A 14898-nucleotide genomic window follows, 5' to 3' on the forward strand; every position below is an offset into this window, starting at 1 on the left:
GCCAGCCCGGCGACGGTGGCTACGATACTCACCGCCAAGTACGCCGATGGCCTGCCCATGTATCGCCTGCACGAGGTCTTGCTGCGCGGCGAGGTGGACGTGGCGCGCACCACGCTGTCGCAATGGGCCATCAAGTCGGGCGTGCTGTTCGCGCCGCTGTACCAGGCCATGCGGCGCGTCCTGCTGGCCTGCCCAGTCATCCACGGCGATGAAACCACGGTGCAGGTGCTCAAGGAAGACGGGCGCCGCGCGCAAAACCAGTCCTATATGTGGGTCTACCTTGCGACACGAAGTCGCTTACAGAAGTTGTTCTCACTTCAACAGGAGGGAACCATCCGTGTCACCGGATGAATCTAGGGACCTGAATAAAGAGCGGTCCTGACAACGTAACGAAGCATCGCAAGGTGCGGGGTATCAATCGTAAGAGACATACCCTTCTGGCAGCCACGCGCCGGATGAGTGCTAGATAGTCAATATGGCGAACACAAGTGAATCTGCGATAAAGGTCGTAACACATGACAAGCGGAAGTGGCTACTACGCTTGAACCAAAATGGTAACGGAGGTGGGAGCGGCGTCTGGTAAATACGTCCTCGTGACCCATGCACTTCCCGGCCAACAGCAGGCGCCTAAGTTGACGTACTTTTGCAAGCGGAACGTGGAAATCCCGTATCCCCCCTGTGTCAAACTGCTGTGAGATAACTTCATCAAGCTAATTAAGGAAGTTGCTATCACATGGAAAACCAGATGTCGCCAGCGGTAAAACAAAATGATGAACGTGAGAGTGCCGAGGTTGTCGCCGTCGCGCGCCGCCGTAAGTTCACGGCCAGCTACAAGCGGCGGTTTGTATCCACGATGCCAAGCGCCGATGCGGACGTGGCCAAACGGGTCCATGAGGCGGCGATAAACAACCCGTTGAATCAATTCTCTTTGGTCTTACAACCACAAGGCTTCGGCTCAGGCTCACTGCACACCCAATCCCCAGACAGCAAGTGTATGGCTTGATGACGATGCGCCCGGTACAAGAGACCCGCGCCGGTACAGCCCAGGCGCCGCAGGTCGATTACCGCTTGCCGGAAACAGATGTCAGCCGTATTGAAGGCGTCTTTGTAGCTTGGGTGACTGACCGCTCTGCACCAAAAATGAATGGATCGTAGTGAAATTCACGAGATGAGTGCTGCGAACATGCGGCAGTGCAACAAATCTTCCGATACGAGAATTTCGCGCGACGTGCGGGCGAAAAAGCGCTGTATTCGGGGACAGCAATGGTGTTAAATACCTCAATATTTCCGTCGCGAGGTGATGGCCTCACAAAGAAGAGCTTGTCGATACAACCATCGTCAACCAGCTCAACATTTTGGTCAAAAAAAACCCGCTACCAAGGTGCGGGCCAAGTCCGATTCCATCGGAGTCGGAGGAGACAAGACGAGTTTATTGTGCGTCGCACCAAATGTCAATGAAGCTTATCTATCATGCGACATTTTAATAGCTTTTAAGAATTGTGATTCAAGCACCTATCGGCTTCGGGCGTAAGTGCGCCGGGAGAGGTACAGGGCACGCGCAATCGCTGCGCGTTGCAGCTGGGCGCCGGACAACTCGCCGGGCCGGTGATCGAGGCGGTTACCCAGGCCAATACGCTGCGGTAGCAACACGTTTTCAAGCACCGTCAGGCGCGCCAGCAAGTGGAACGACGGGAATACAAACCCGATGCGACGGTTGCGCAGGACTGAGGCGGCGTCATCGTCGAGCTCGCCTACTTCGTCGTTGCCGAGACGGTAGCGGCCAGCGTCGGGCCGGTCGAGCGCGCCCAGGACATTGAGCAGCGTCGATTTTCCCGATCCAAGCGGGTCCATCACGGCAACAAATTCTCTGATTTATTGCCTGGCGCAAGCAGCCCGACATCCGTCGACAGCCCCTGTAATATGCAGCACGACCTACAAGCTGCCAAACCACCACCGCGTCGTGCTCGAGGCGCGCGGCGCGGATGCATAAATGTCGGTAGGGCGCGAGCGTTACGCTGACCACCTCGCTTTCGGCATCGCTTGACTTGCCGAATCAGCAGTAGCATGGTCCCAGACGGGTTGGGGGAGTGCGTTCCCACGGCGCGTCGGTCGACAGTTCGATCCGTACTTCCTCTAACTTCAGTACCGCTCCGCGCGGCGCATTCTCGCCGCCGACCCGCACCAGGGAGACGGTGATATCCTGCAGCTCGGCCTCGGAGAGCTTCGCCAGCACTTCGGTGGCCTGGTACTCGAGCGTGGCTGGCCCATGGTGCGCGGCGCCGGCGACTTCGAATGCACCTACCGTGCCAAGGAAGTGCCTGCTGCCATCTCCGGCATCGCCGACAGACGGCAGATTGATGTAGATTTTGTAGTAATACCCTCCTTTTTTGCCGTTGCCGAGCAGTAACAGCTTATCCAGCACCACGACGACCGACTGGAACGTGTCAGGCGGGATCTGTGGCGGCGGCTTGACTGCCACGGTAATGGTGTCTTGCAGCATTCGCAGGCTCGACGCGGACAGTGGCAAGCGCGCGCTGACCGACGATTCGGCAAGCACCACCTCGGCCACCCCGCCCAGTGAGCGGCGCTTGCCCGAAACGGCGCTCGCAGCCGTCGCGGCGAACTTGCCGGTCACAAGGTTGGTCAGCACTGGCGACACCTGGGCCTGCATCATGTTTGCCTGCGCCAACGCCGGAAGCGCCGTCGGCTTCGTGTTGTCGCTGTAGTCGAAGTTCAGCCAGCCGGGATAGTAAGTTCGGTAGCGCGGCATCGTCAGGCCGGGCGCGTAGGCAAAATCGCCTGCCCAGTAGGGGCTGCTTGTCGCGGCACTATGCGGATTGGCGGTGCCCGGTATCCCTTTGCCATCAGGCAGGGCCCACGCGTGGCAGAGCCGGTCAATGTTGGCATGGTGCAGATAGAAGATCGGGTCGCGGGGCGACGTCATATTCGCCATTTCGCCGCCGATCAGGTTATGCACCGGATTATGCGGTCCCGACTCGATGTTCGTTTCGAATGCATTGGTGGTGCCGCGCTGGAAATTCCAGACATCGGGAGCAAATGGCGCCAGTGTCAGGGCATTGTAGACATTGGTGCCGGTGCGCGGCATATACAAGGGATTGCCTGTGGATGGGTCGGTAAACTCCGCCGGGATATCTGGAAATTTGTAATAGTCCCAGTACGGTACACAGAGCGACTTGTCGCCGCTAACGAGGCGCAACTGCTGCTCAAAATAATACAGATAACCACGATGCCAGGCTAGAAAATATGGAGTGCCGTGCGGACATTGATTTACATGGACATTGGTCCAGTATGCCCAGGATGACGGACTGGCAGCATTATTGTTCGCCCTCATCAAGCCCACTGCGTTTCGAAAAGATGCATATTGCGACGTGTTTTTAAACTGTTGCCATTCAAGCCGGATGGCGGTGGCGGTCTGGCCAAAGCCGAGATGCGGAATGGAAAATAGCACGGCAGCAGATGCTGAAGTCCTAATAAACGTACGACGGTTATGAAGTTGAAAGGACATTCGATATCTCCAAGAAAGTATTTAAATATCTCTGTTTTGGGTTTCGCAATCAATAACCTTAATATTTTTTCAATTGGTGCGGTTGAGATGGCACAAAGCCAAGGCTAGATCGATTTTTATTCTTCGGATAAACTAATTGCAGTTTGGAATATCCGCGAGCACGGCGAACTATTCAGCTTTTTGAACGTCTGCTTTTGCCAAAGCCGTTGCCAGGTTTCCTTACCCCCACCCTGATTCGATTTATTGCATAATGGTAGCCATTGTGCCCCGCACCCAGCTACGGTTCCCGCCATGCTCGACCCCTCCCTGTTCGGCCGCCTCTCGTTCACGCCCGCCGAGCCGAGCCGAAGCCGCTTGCCCCCCGGCCGCAACCGCCTCGGCATCGCCGCCGACCGCGACGCCGTGCTCTTCGTGCCCACCGGTCTCGACGAACACGCGCAAGTGCCGCTGTTCGTGATGTTTCATGGCGCCGGCGGGTTTCCCGAGAAAGTACTGCCGTTCCTTGAAGAACATGCCGAGCGCCACAAGTTTTTGGTCCTGGCGCCGCATTCGATGTTCGCGACCTGGGACATCGTGATCGGCGGCCACGGTCCTGACCTCGAGCGCTTGCACCGGGCGCTGGTCGAAGTCACTTCGCGTTACCGCATCGACCGCGCTCACCTGGCGTTCGGCGGATTTTCCGATGGCGCCAGCTATGCGCTGTCGACCGGCATTACGAATGGCGACGTCGCCAGCCACGTCGTCGCTTTCTCCGGCGGCTTCATGTCGATCTTTACGCAGGAAGGTACGCCTGACATATTCATCGCGCATGGCCTGGTCGATGAGCAACTGCCGATCGGGACGAGCGGGCGGGCCAACGCCGCCAAATTGAAGAGCGCCGGCTATGCCGTGCAGTATGTCGAATTCAACGGTTTGCACGTGATCGAACCGGCCATTATCGGCCTGGCGGTCGAATTTTTTCTCAGGTAAGCCAATGGGAGTGCTGTAAATGGACTTTGAAATACCGGAGCCGCTGGCACGTACCTTGCACGGGATGCTTGAACCAGGGTCGAAGCTGGCAACACTGTTGAACGAGCACGGCATCTGTCACGGCAACATGATTGTGTCGAGCACATTGTTCGATGGACATGCGCTCAATACCTTGTACGCACTGAGCAAGGCGCAGGACGAGCGCGGGTTGATATTCCAGATGTTGGCGCTCGATAATATCCGTAACGCGCCGCAGGCACGCACCATCCCGTCGCTGGAACAACTGGTGCCGGGGCTGGTGGCGTATCTGGCCCGCGATGCTATCGACGGCTGGCTGTACCGGCGCAACAAGGATGGCACCCTGGTGCCGTGGCTGGTGCATCGGCTGCGTTACGTCGAGCCGGAGCAGGGCATGCCCTATGTTGTCGTTCACATGCTGGCCAACACGATGCAGTCGGCCAATTCCGAGCGCACCGAACATCACCAACGCCGCTCAGGCATGACGACGTCGCTCGTCATTAACCGTCACGACATCGTCAACCGCACGATTCCCGAATTACTGGCCGAGGTCGGGTTCTTCAAGGAATGCGGGGAATTCAAGGCCGAATACGCGGGGCACGCGCAGCGCTTCCTGCGCTTTCAGCCGCGCTTCGGCGCGCAGTTCGTCGTCACGAAAGCGGCGTTTACCGTCGACGATAAAGGCGGCGCCGAATTGACGCGCATTGGCAACGGCACGACCGCGCGCTGCGTCAACGATGAGGAAACCCTGGAGCGGCGCTTCGAGATTGTCAGCGACGCCGATTTCTGGCGCGATGCCGGCGTCGCCACCGGTTTCGACACCATTCCGCTGCATTGCTACGTGCACTTGTTTCATCTCGAGTGGCACCGCACTATCTGGGTGCACGTGCAGCACATGACCGAGTACCGCTACCAGCCCGAATTGCGCGACAAGCTGGTGCTGCCCCATCATCACCAGGATTTGATCGACATCCTGACGTCGAACATGAACGTTTTCGTGCAGGATTTTGTGCCCGGCAAATCGGGCGGCACGACGATTCTTTGCCAGGGTGCGCCCGGACTTGGCAAAACCTTGACCGCGGAAATCTATTCGGAAGTGGTGGGCAAGCCTTTGTTTCGCGTGCATTCCGGCCAGCTCGGGACGACGGCGGCCTCGGTCGGCGCAACGCTCTCGGGCATCCTGCGGCGCGCCATGCGCTGGGAAGCGATTTTGCTGCTCGACGAAGCCGACGTCTACATCCGCCGGCGCGATAACGACCTCGAACATAACGCCATCGTTGCGGAATTCTTGCGCACGCTCGAGTATTTCGACGGCCTGCTGTTCATGACGACCAACCGGGTCGGCGACGTCGACGATGCGATCCTGTCGCGCTGCATCGCGACGATCCATTACGAAACTCCGCCCAAACCGGACGCGATGCGGCTGTGGAAATTGCTGGCCGACCAGTTCGGCGCGGACCTGCCGGACGAACTGATCGAGGCGCTGACGACGGCGTATCCGAACGCGAGCGGACGCGACATGAAGGAGTTGCTGAAACTGGTGACCCGTTATTGCAAGGCGAAACAGGTCGCTCCTTCGGCCGAAGCGTTCAGGGTGTGCGCGCTGTTTCGCGGCTACACGTGACGGCATTCGCCGCCGCCGGAAGTCAGTCGTACACTTCGCCAGTGGTCTTGGCGTAGGTCTTGGCGAAAAAATTGTACAGGCGCACGCCTTCCGGGGTTTCGAGGAAGCGCTGGGCGCGGTAAGCCAACGCGCCCAGCGTCTCGCCAGCGGCCAGGTCGACATCCCAATGGTCGAGGCGCATCTGGTCTTCGATCAGGCTGGTGCTGGCCGTCATCGAATCCTTCATGCTGTGTTCGAGCAACTTGGCTACTTTTTCGACCGGCACCGGGCGTTGCATGGTGAGGGCGTCGACGAAGGCAGCCAGTTCGGCGTGGCATTCGTGACGGGTGATATTGTTCGCGGCAGCGTCGCTGATGTGGGCCTGGTCTGCGCTCAGTTCGTTGGTGCTTGGATCGGTGGTCATGGTCGCTCTCGGTAAATAATCAAATGGGGGAATTGTAATGCAGTGAGGATGACGCCGGCGGCCTGTCGGGTCTGTTCGGTACCGAACACCAAGCCGATTGGCGTGGCGCGGTGCGCCATAGATCAAAGGCATGCCGCAGTCGCTGGTCGATACCTATGCCCGCGTGCTGGCCACGGGCGAGGCAACGGACTTCGACGTGCATGTGCCGGCCATCGGCCGGGCGTTCGAAGCGCGCGCACGGCGCCTCTCGGGCGAGCGGTTGTCGGTGCGGTTCCTGGCGGCGCGCGCGCGCCAGCGAGTTGCGCTTTCGCACCCTGGCCCAGGCGATGCCGGACCAGATGCGGACTGTCACCGCCGACGGCAAGCTGAACTAATTCAACGGCCGGGTGTTCGACTATGCGGGCAGCAGTGTCGAGCAACTGGCGGGCGACGGCTGAGGCACGATCGTGCATCCGGACCACTTCGCAGCGTCCGATCAGGATTGGCAGCAGGCGCTTACCAGAGGCGTTGCGTGGAGTGATCCGCGGCAGGAAGTTTCCGGGAAAAGAGTAGATTCCGGCATACAATGCCAAACGAATTAACGAAAGTCCCAATGAAACTTGCCACCTTCATCACCGAGAACATGGACTGCATATTGTCGGAGTGGGAAGCGTTTGCCACCACGCTGGAGCCGGCGGCGAGCCAGATGTCGCCGCTGGCGCTGCGCGACCATGCCAAGGGCATCCTGACGGCCATCGTGCTCGACATCAGGACGCGCCAGAACGCGCAAGAGCAACTGCAGAAATCGCAGGGACTGGCGCCGGAGCCGGAGGGCGCGGCGAGCGCGGCGTCGATCCATGGCGGCTTGCGGCACGACAGTAATTTTTCGCTGGTCCAGCTGAGCGCCGAATTTCGCGCGCTGCGCGCCACCGTGCTGCGCCTGTGGCTGCCGCAGGTGAGCACCATGTCGAGCTCCACCAACGACGAGATGGTGCGCTTTAACGAATCGATCGACCAGGCGCTGGCCGAGTCGGTGGTGACGTATTCGGCGCGTGCCGACCATACCCGCGAACTGTTCCTGGCGGTGCTCGGCCACGACTTGCGGGCGCCGCTGTCGACGCTGTCGATGGCCGGCCAGCTGCTGATGAGCGAAGCGACGCCGGCGGCGCAGGTCGGCCCCATCGGCTTGCGGATCGAACGCTGCGCCCGCCTGATGAGCATCATGGTCGACGACCTGATCGGCTACACCCGCACCCAGCTCGGCGCCGGCATGCCCACCATGCTGCTTGACACCGACCTGCGGCCCATCTGCGAAGCTGCCGTCGAGGATGCTTTGGCGACCCATCCGGGCAGCGATTTCGACGTCGCGCTGGTTGGCGACCTCGTTGGCCAGTACGATGGTGTGCGCATGCACCAGCTGATGACCAACCTGCTGATCAATGCGGCCCAATATGGCGGCAGGTCGGCGCCGGCGCTGCTGCGCGCGCGCGCCGACGCCGACACCGTCATCATCGAGGTGACCAACCAGGGCAACACCATCCCGGCCGATTCGCTGCAGTCGATCTTCCGCCCGCTGATCCAATTGCCGGCCGAAGGCGACGCGCGCCCCGGCACCAGCCTTGGCCTGGGCCTGTTCATTGCTCGCGAGATCGCCCTGGCGCACGGCGGCACCATCGTCGTCAGTTCGAGCGAGATGCAGGGCACGACCTTTACCGTACGTTTGCCACGCAACAATTCGAGCGGCAAGCCGGGTCCGCGATAACATGCGAAATGTTGTGCCCGGTACGTGGGCTGGCCGACAGATCGGCGGACAATAGAAGCGGTTAACGTCCATGTGAACGCGTTTGCGCCTGGCCCGGAGCACTGTCATGAACCCAGCCGTCCTTGTTGTCGCCCTCGTTGTCGCCGTTGGCAGCGCTTTCGCCCAGAGCGCGGACCAAAGCGCGGACCAAAGCGCGGCCGGCCAGGGTGGGCTGCTGTTCGGCCGCCAGGCCTATGCCGGTTTGACTGGCAATCACGGCACCGTCACCGTGGGCCGCCAGCATGATCTCGACACCATCGCGCTCACCGAGGCCGGCGCCCCGTTCAAGGGCGGCACGGGGCGCCAGGTCGACAACAGCATCAATGTCGACGGCCGGCAAGTGCGCGGCGTGTCCGCGGGCGCCTCGTGGGGCGCCGACGCGCGCTCCAGCACGGGCTCCGGCAACCGCGCCTTGGGGGTTTCGGTCGGCGTCGAACACGGGCCGCTGACGATCCGCGCGGCCCACCAGAACCGCAACGTGGCGCCGGTGGCGCCGGCGATGCCGATGGGCAACCGCCTGGACGCGAAAAACTCGATCCTGGCCGCCAACCTGCGCTTCGGCAGCGCCACGGCGTACGCCGCTTACAGCGTCACTCGCGGCCTCGGCAGCACGCCTTTGTTCAACCCTGACGATCCGTACAGCGCATCGATGGCATCGACGCTGTCAACCGACAGCCGCGATGTGCTGGTCGGCCTGGCGCTGCCGTGCGGGCCGGCGACCTTGCTCGCTTCTTACATCCGCAAAAACGACCGCGACCTGGCGAACCGCGACGCCAACCAGTTCGCCGTCGGCGCCAGCTATAGCTTGACGCGCCGCACCGATTTCTACGCGTCGTATTCGCGCATCACCAACCGCGACGGCGCCGGCTACGCCGGGCCGCGCGGGGCGGGTGCGTCGGCACTGAACCTGGGAATGCGCCACGGATTTTGAACGCTGGGGTGCTATGTTCGGTACCGAACGGACCTTGGTTCTAGTGTGCAATATATTCGGGTAGAGAGCAGGGGCACCGTGGTACCCTGTCGATCCTCTCCGAAAGCGGGCGAATTGGTATGTCTAGCAAGCAAGACCCAAATCAAAATCATCTCCTGGCAGCCTTGCTGGAGGTTGAATATGACCGCATTTTCCCGCACCTCGAACTGGTTCCCATGAAGCTGGGCGACGTGCTGGTCGAGTCGGGCGACAAGCAGCAGTACGTCTATTTTCCGACCACCTCGATCATCTCGCTGCACTACCTGCTGGAAAATGGCGGCTCGTCGGAGATCGCCGGTGTCGGCAATGAAGGCATGCTCGGCGTGACGCTGTTCATGGGCGGCGACAGCACCCCGAGCCGTTCGGTGGTGCAGACCGGCGGCTTCGGTTACCGCATGCCGCCCGCTGTGCTGCTGGAACAATTCGACCGCGCCGGCCCCTTGATGCGCCTGCTGCTGCGCTACACCCAGGCACTGCTGACGCAGATGTCGCAGACGGCGGTGTGCAACCGCCACCACACGGTCGAGCAGCAATTGTGCCGCTGGCTGCTGCTGACGCTCGACCGCCTCGGGCCGAAGGAATTGACGATGACGCAGGAGCTGATCGCCAACATGCTCGGCGTGCGGCGCGAAGGCGTCACCGAGGCCGCCGGCCGCCTGCAAAGCTACGGTTACATCAGCTACCGGCGCGGCCACATCACCGTGCTCGACCGCAAAGGGCTGGAGCAGGACGTCTGCGAGTGCTACCAAGTGGTCAAGAAAGAATTTGCGCGACTGCTGTCGGACGTGCGCCACCGCCAAGCTGCCTGACGACGCAGGTTTGCCGTCACCTTGTGGAGCCGAGGCTAGCGCTCTTTGTCGGAACAGTGGAAGCTAAAAGATTGTGAAAAAGTCATGTTAAAAAATTCCCCGGTCGAGAGGCTGATGCTGATCGGCTTCGTGGCCACCTTCGCGGTGCTGCTGCTGGTCGGCGGTATCGCGCTGTCGTACGTGGTCGAGTCGCCCGGTGCCGTCAACCTGATCAAGACCAGCATCATCCTGCTGTCCTTGTTCCTGGCGCTGCTGTTCTACAAGGTCCAGTTCGAAATGCGGCTGCGCACGGCGCAACAGCGGGCGATGATGGAAGCGCCGCTGCTCAAGACCGGCGCGCTGCAGGACGCGATTTTTAACAGTGCCAACTTTTCCAGCATCGCCACCGACGCTCAGGGCGTGATCCAGATTTTCAACGTCGGCGCCGAGCGCATGCTCGGCTACGTGGCTGCCAGCGTCATCGACAAGCTGACGCCGGCCAATATTTCGGATGCGGGGGAATTGATCGCGCGCGCCGCCGCCCTTACCGCCGAATTCGAAACGCCGATCCGGCCGGGCTTCGAAGCGCTGGTGTACAAAGCGTCGCGCGGCATCGAGGATATTTACGAGCTGACCTACATCCGCGCCGACAACACCCGCTTCCCGGCGCTGGTGTCGGTCACCGCGCTGCGCGACGCCGCCGGCAAAGTCATCGGCTACCTGCTGATCGGCACCGACAACACGGCGCGCAAACAGGTCGAGGCCGAGCAGGCCCTGCTTGACCAGCGCCTGCGCGACCAGCAGTTCTATACCCGCTCGCTGATCGAATCGAACATCGATGCGCTGATTACCACCGACCCGCGCGGCATTATCAGCGACGTCAACAGCCAGATGGAACAGTTGACCGGGCGCACCCGCGACGAGATGATCGGCGCGCCTTTCAAGACGTATTTCACCGAGCCGGAGCGGGCCGACGAGGCCATCGCCCGCGTGCTGCGCCAGGGCAAGGTCACCAACTACGAGCTGACCGCCTTGTCCCTCAACGGCAAGCACACGGTAGTGTCGTACAACGCCACCACCTTCCACGACCGCGACCGCAAGCTGCAAGGCGTGTTCGCGGCGGCGCGCGACATTACCGACCGCAAGCAGTTCGAAGACACGCTGCTCGAGACCAACACGGCGCTCGAAGCGGCCAAGGGCGCCGCCGAGAAGGCCAACCGCGCCAAGTCCGAATTCCTGTCGAGCATGAGCCACGAGTTGCGCACGCCGCTCAACGCGGTACTCGGCTTCGCCCAGTTGATGGCGTCGGAAGTGCCGGCGCCGGCCCAGCACCAGCAGCGCTCGATCAACCAGATCCTCAAGGGCGGCTGGTACCTGCTGCGCCTGATTAACGAAATTCTCGACCTGGCGATGATCGAATCGGGCAAGGTCACCATGTCGCAGGAATCGATGTCGCTGACCGACGTGCTGCTCGACTGTCGCGGCATGATCGAGCCGCAGGCTGCCAAGCGCGGCATCACGCTGACGTTCCCGCAGGTCGACAACCTGTTCTTCATCCACGCCGACCGCACCCGCGTCAAGCAGGTGATGATCAACTTGCTGTCGAACGCGGTCAAATACAACACCACCGGCGGCTCGGTGATCGTGCAATGCGTGGTCAGCGGCAAGGACCGGGTACGCATTACTGTCAAGGATACCGGCGCGGGCCTGGCGCCGGCCCAGCTCGAGCAGCTGTTCCAGCCATTTAACCGCATCGGCCAGGAACAAGGCGCGGAGGAGGGCACCGGCATCGGCCTGGTGGTGACCAAGCAGCTGGTCGAACTGATGGGCGGCCGGATCGGCGTCGAAAGCAGCGTCGGCGTCGGCACCGTGTTCTGGGTCGAGTTCGACGCCGCGGCGGTGCCGTCTCTCTTGCTCGACAACATCGACGATGGTTTGCTGGAGCGGCGCGGCCAAGCACGCCAGCCGCCCGACCAGCCGACACTGCTGTACGTGGAAGACAACCCCGCCAACCTGGCGCTGGTCGAGCAGCTGATCGCCCGCCGCGGCGACCTCAAGCTGCTTACCGCCATCGACGGCCACCTCGGCATTGAACTGGCGCGCGCCTACCTGCCCGACGTGATCCTGATGGACATTAACCTGCCCGGCATCAGCGGCTACGGCGCGCTCAAGATACTCGGCGAAGACCCGCTCACCGCTCACATCCCGGTACTGGCGCTGTCGGCCAACGCGGTGCCGCGCGATATCGAAAAAGGGCTGGAGGCAGGCTTCTTCCGCTACCTCACCAAACCGATCCGGGTGCGCGAATTCATGGATGCGCTCGACGTCGCGCTGCGTCACGCCGACGCGCACAGCTTGGCGGCGTCGGCCGAGCCGGGCCAATGATGGCAATGACAGCAATGACGGCATTGAAAAGCACGTCGATGATTTTTCTGGGAATACCAAATGCTTGAAGCCTGCGAAATACTGAATGCCAGTGTCCTGATCGTGGACGACCTGGAAGCGAACGTGATGCTGCTCGAGCAGGTGCTGCGCAACGTCGGCTACACCAACATCACCAGCACGCAGGATCCGCGCGCCGTGTTGGAACTGCACCGCGCCAACCGCTACGACCTGATCCTGCTCGACTTGCAAATGCCGGACATGGATGGCTTCCAGGTGATCGAGGCGCTCAAGGAAATCGAAACCGACGGCTACCTGCCGGTGCTGGTCATCACCGCCCAGCCCGGCCACAAGCTGCGCGCGCTGAAAGCCGGCGCCAAGGACTTCGTCAGCAAGCCGTTCGACCTGGTGGAAGTGCAGACGCGCATCCACAACATGCTCGAGGTGCGGCTGCTGTACCGCAAGCTGGCCAATCACAACAAGGTGCTCGAGCAGACCGTGCTCGAGCGCACCGCCGAGCTGCGCGCCAGCGAAGCGCGTTTCCAGCGCTTCACCGAATTGTCGTCCGACTGGTATTGGGAGCAGGATGCCGACGGCAACCTGACCCAGAGTTCCGGGCCGGTGCGCGAAATGCTCGGGATCGGCGACGCCGGCGTCGCCGAAGGGTGGAATCCGGAACAGCACGCCATCCTCGACGACAACATTGCCAATCGCCAGGCTTTCCTCGACCTGATCTACAGCCGCACCCTGGCCGACGGCAGCATCCAGTACCTGCAGGTCAGCGGCGAGCCGATGTTCGACGCCAGCAGCCGTTTCACCGGTTTTCGCGGCGTCGGCATGGATGTGACGGAACGCATGGAGCGCGCCAGATAATCGGGAAATTCGTTATGCTTCCAACTTGGGTTTCACGCAACGTTTGGGAGACGACATGAGCGGCACCAGCACACTTGATCCGGACAACTTTCCGGCACCACCAGAGCGCAACCTCGGCAGCGGCCACGGCACCGGCGCACTCGGCCCGAGCGACACGTCCGACTCCGGCAGCGACGTGGTGGGCGGCCCCGGCTTTGCGCTGGGCATCGATGACGACCAGAAGCCCGGCCTCGAACGCGGTACCAGCGAGGACAGCGAAACCGGCAGCGGGCTTGACAGCGCCGGTGCAGACATCGGCAACGTTGATCTCGACAGCGACACCGACTCCGGCGGCACCGGCGAACGCGCCAGCGCCGGGCGCGACACGTCGGCGCGCAATGACGCCGACATCGACATCGACACCGATTCGATCCAGTCGCTTGGCGACGTCGCCTTGACCGATGAGGACATTGACTTCCTGGCCAGCAGCCCACCGAAGGGTGACAAGGGCATAAAACGAAAATAAGGCGGCGCGCTTCGATAGCGCGCTGCCTGGCCGTTCAGTTCTCTCGATGGTTACGCGGCCAAATGCTTCTTGAAAAAATCGACAGTGCGCTGCCACGCCAGTTTGGCGGCCGCCTCGTCGTAACGTGGCGTCGTGTCGTTGTTAAACCCGTGCTCGGTGCCAGCGTAGACAAAGTACTGGTAGCGCACGCCGGCCGCTTTCAACGCCGCCTCGTAGGCCGGCCAGCCGGCCCGGATCCGCTCATCCTTTTCGGCATCGTGCACCATCAGCGGCGCTTCTATCTTGGCGGCGTCCACGGCCGGCGCCTGGACGCCGTAGAACGGCACCGCCGCCGCCAGGTCGGGCATGACAGTTGCCAGGTAGTTGGCGATGCCGCCGCCCCAGCAGAACCCCACCACGCCGACTTTGCCATTGCCGTTCGGCAGGGCCTTCAGCACCTGCGCCGCGGCGACGAAATCGGCCCGGGTTTTCAGCTGGTCGAGCTTGGCAAACAGCGCGCGCGCCTTGTCTTCGTCGCCCGGATAGCCTCCCAGCGGGAACAGCGCGTCGGGCGCGAAGGCGATGAAACCGTCTAGCGCCAGCCGGCGCGTAATGTCTTCGATATGCGGGTTGAGTCCGCGGTTCTCGTGCGCCACCAGCACGGTCGGCAACTTGCCTTTGGTGTTAGCCGGCTGCACCAGGTAGCCGCGCAAGGTACCATTGCCTTGCGGCGAGGGATACTCGACAAAGCTGGCCCTGATACGTGGATCGGCGGCTGCCACCTGCTGGGCCGCAAAGCTGGGCGACAACGTGGCCAGCAGGCTGGCAGCGGTCGCGCCGCCGACGGCGTAGCGTCCGGCCTGCGACAGGAAACCGCGACGGTCGAGCTGACCATGCACGTACTGGTCAAACAATTTTAATACTTCAGGATCAAAGTCGTTGGCGGTCAGTCGTGTCATCGCGTGCAGTTCCTTGGATATTGGGGTGGGCCTGGATGTCGGGCATGGATTAATGATAACCCGGTTACCGGCTTGTTGCCGCACATGTCAAGTTGGGCAGCCAGGCGGGCCGCATTGCGCAT

At 61.7% G+C, this 14898-nt stretch carries 15 protein-coding genes; 11 read left to right on the forward strand and 4 right to left on the reverse strand.

Annotation, left to right across the window (positions count from 1 at the left end; translation table 11 throughout):
* Positions 1 to 351 (forward strand): IS66 family transposase (locus CR103_RS16945; protein WP_143752658.1); only part of this gene is annotated, 351 nt, incomplete at its 5' end.
* A 382-nt stretch (positions 352 to 733) separates the two neighbouring features.
* Entirely contained in the window at positions 734 to 1003 is a 270-nt protein-coding gene (locus CR103_RS16950) for a hypothetical protein (protein ID WP_099917123.1), read from the forward strand.
* Between the two features lie 509 nt (positions 1004 to 1512).
* Here the strand turns inward: CR103_RS16950 and CR103_RS16955 are convergent.
* Complete coding sequence (locus tag CR103_RS16955) at positions 1513 to 1851, reverse strand: ATP-binding cassette domain-containing protein (RefSeq protein ID WP_099917124.1); 339 nt, start codon at positions 1849 to 1851, stop codon at positions 1513 to 1515.
* A gap of 202 nt (positions 1852 to 2053) precedes the next feature.
* On the reverse strand, positions 2054 to 3526 hold the full coding sequence (locus CR103_RS16960) for a tyrosinase family protein (protein WP_099917125.1): 1473 nt from the start codon (positions 3524 to 3526) through the stop codon (positions 2054 to 2056).
* Positions 3527 to 3817: 291 nt separating this feature from the next.
* Between CR103_RS16960 and CR103_RS16965 the strand changes: the two genes are divergently transcribed.
* Positions 3818 to 4495, forward strand: coding sequence for an alpha/beta hydrolase (locus CR103_RS16965; RefSeq protein ID WP_099917126.1), 678 nt, complete (start codon positions 3818 to 3820; stop codon positions 4493 to 4495).
* 19 nt (positions 4496 to 4514) lie between these two features.
* On the forward strand, positions 4515 to 6137 hold the full coding sequence (locus CR103_RS16970; RefSeq protein ID WP_099917127.1) for an ATP-binding protein: 1623 nt from the start codon (positions 4515 to 4517) through the stop codon (positions 6135 to 6137).
* Between the two features lie 22 nt (positions 6138 to 6159).
* Here CR103_RS16970 and CR103_RS16975 read toward each other — a convergent pair whose 3' ends face one another.
* Positions 6160 to 6540 (reverse strand): hypothetical protein, encoded by a 381-nt coding sequence (locus tag CR103_RS16975; protein WP_099917128.1) that lies wholly within the window; start codon positions 6538 to 6540, stop codon positions 6160 to 6162.
* A 200-nt stretch (positions 6541 to 6740) separates the two neighbouring features.
* Here CR103_RS16975 and CR103_RS22825 point away from each other — a divergent pair, with 200 nt between their 5' ends.
* The 7 genes from CR103_RS22825 (at position 6741) to CR103_RS17005 (ending at position 13838) form a co-directional block, all read left to right on the forward strand.
* The gene (locus CR103_RS22825; protein ID WP_180279437.1) at positions 6741 to 6914 is read left to right on the forward strand and encodes a hypothetical protein; all 174 of its coding nucleotides are present in this window, start codon (positions 6741 to 6743) and stop codon (positions 6912 to 6914) included.
* Positions 6915 to 7132: 218 nt separating this feature from the next.
* Positions 7133 to 8281 carry a sensor histidine kinase gene (locus CR103_RS16980; protein WP_099917129.1) on the forward strand — a complete coding sequence of 383 codons (1149 nt, stop codon included), beginning with the start codon at positions 7133 to 7135 and terminating at the stop codon, positions 8279 to 8281.
* 106 nt (positions 8282 to 8387) lie between these two features.
* Positions 8388 to 9251 carry a porin gene (locus CR103_RS16985; protein ID WP_099917130.1) on the forward strand — a complete coding sequence of 288 codons (864 nt, stop codon included), beginning with the start codon at positions 8388 to 8390 and terminating at the stop codon, positions 9249 to 9251.
* Positions 9252 to 9370: 119 nt separating this feature from the next.
* On the forward strand, positions 9371 to 10099 hold the full coding sequence (locus CR103_RS16990) for a Crp/Fnr family transcriptional regulator (protein WP_099917131.1): 729 nt from the start codon (positions 9371 to 9373) through the stop codon (positions 10097 to 10099).
* Between the two features lie 276 nt (positions 10100 to 10375).
* Positions 10376 to 12463 carry a hybrid sensor histidine kinase/response regulator gene (locus CR103_RS16995; protein WP_307719719.1) on the forward strand — a complete coding sequence of 696 codons (2088 nt, stop codon included), beginning with the start codon at positions 10376 to 10378 and terminating at the stop codon, positions 12461 to 12463.
* 60 nt (positions 12464 to 12523) lie between these two features.
* Positions 12524 to 13333 carry a response regulator gene (locus CR103_RS17000; protein WP_099917133.1) on the forward strand — a complete coding sequence of 270 codons (810 nt, stop codon included), beginning with the start codon at positions 12524 to 12526 and terminating at the stop codon, positions 13331 to 13333.
* A gap of 55 nt (positions 13334 to 13388) precedes the next feature.
* Positions 13389 to 13838: a hypothetical protein gene (locus CR103_RS17005; RefSeq protein ID WP_099917134.1), complete on the forward strand. Its 450-nt coding sequence runs from the start codon at positions 13389 to 13391 to the stop codon at positions 13836 to 13838.
* A 50-nt stretch (positions 13839 to 13888) separates the two neighbouring features.
* Here CR103_RS17005 and CR103_RS17010 read toward each other — a convergent pair whose 3' ends face one another.
* Complete coding sequence (locus CR103_RS17010; RefSeq protein WP_099917135.1) at positions 13889 to 14776, reverse strand: dienelactone hydrolase family protein; 888 nt, start codon at positions 14774 to 14776, stop codon at positions 13889 to 13891.
* Positions 14777 to 14898: the final 122 nt, after the last annotated feature.

It is taken from the genome of Massilia psychrophila, assembly GCF_002760665.1.
GTDB lineage: Bacteria > Pseudomonadota > Gammaproteobacteria > Burkholderiales > Burkholderiaceae_D > JAFCUW01.

What these genes read in the sequence shown, in the direction of transcription:
- CR103_RS22825 (WP_180279437.1), top strand. Translation starts at nt 6,741, where the DNA reads ATGTGCCGGCCATCGGCCGGGCGTTCGAAGCGCGCGCACGGCGCCTCT.
- CR103_RS16955 (WP_099917124.1), bottom strand. Translation starts at nt 1,851, where the DNA reads ATGGACCCGCTTGGATCGGGAAAATCGACGCTGCTCAATGTCCTGGGC.
- CR103_RS16960 (WP_099917125.1), bottom strand. Translation starts at nt 3,526, where the DNA reads ATGTCCTTTCAACTTCATAACCGTCGTACGTTTATTAGGACTTCAGCA.
- CR103_RS17010 (WP_099917135.1), bottom strand. Translation starts at nt 14,776, where the DNA reads ATGACACGACTGACCGCCAACGACTTTGATCCTGAAGTATTAAAATTG.
- CR103_RS17005 (WP_099917134.1), top strand. Translation starts at nt 13,389, where the DNA reads ATGAGCGGCACCAGCACACTTGATCCGGACAACTTTCCGGCACCACCA.
- CR103_RS16970 (WP_099917127.1), top strand. Translation starts at nt 4,515, where the DNA reads ATGGACTTTGAAATACCGGAGCCGCTGGCACGTACCTTGCACGGGATG.
- CR103_RS16965 (WP_099917126.1), top strand. Translation starts at nt 3,818, where the DNA reads ATGCTCGACCCCTCCCTGTTCGGCCGCCTCTCGTTCACGCCCGCCGAG.
- CR103_RS16975 (WP_099917128.1), bottom strand. Translation starts at nt 6,540, where the DNA reads ATGACCACCGATCCAAGCACCAACGAACTGAGCGCAGACCAGGCCCAC.
- CR103_RS16995 (WP_307719719.1), top strand. Translation starts at nt 10,376, where the DNA reads ATGCGGCTGCGCACGGCGCAACAGCGGGCGATGATGGAAGCGCCGCTG.
- CR103_RS16990 (WP_099917131.1), top strand. Translation starts at nt 9,371, where the DNA reads ATGTCTAGCAAGCAAGACCCAAATCAAAATCATCTCCTGGCAGCCTTG.
- CR103_RS16980 (WP_099917129.1), top strand. Translation starts at nt 7,133, where the DNA reads ATGAAACTTGCCACCTTCATCACCGAGAACATGGACTGCATATTGTCG.
- CR103_RS16985 (WP_099917130.1), top strand. Translation starts at nt 8,388, where the DNA reads ATGAACCCAGCCGTCCTTGTTGTCGCCCTCGTTGTCGCCGTTGGCAGC.
- CR103_RS17000 (WP_099917133.1), top strand. Translation starts at nt 12,524, where the DNA reads ATGCTTGAAGCCTGCGAAATACTGAATGCCAGTGTCCTGATCGTGGAC.
- CR103_RS16950 (WP_099917123.1), top strand. Translation starts at nt 734, where the DNA reads ATGGAAAACCAGATGTCGCCAGCGGTAAAACAAAATGATGAACGTGAG.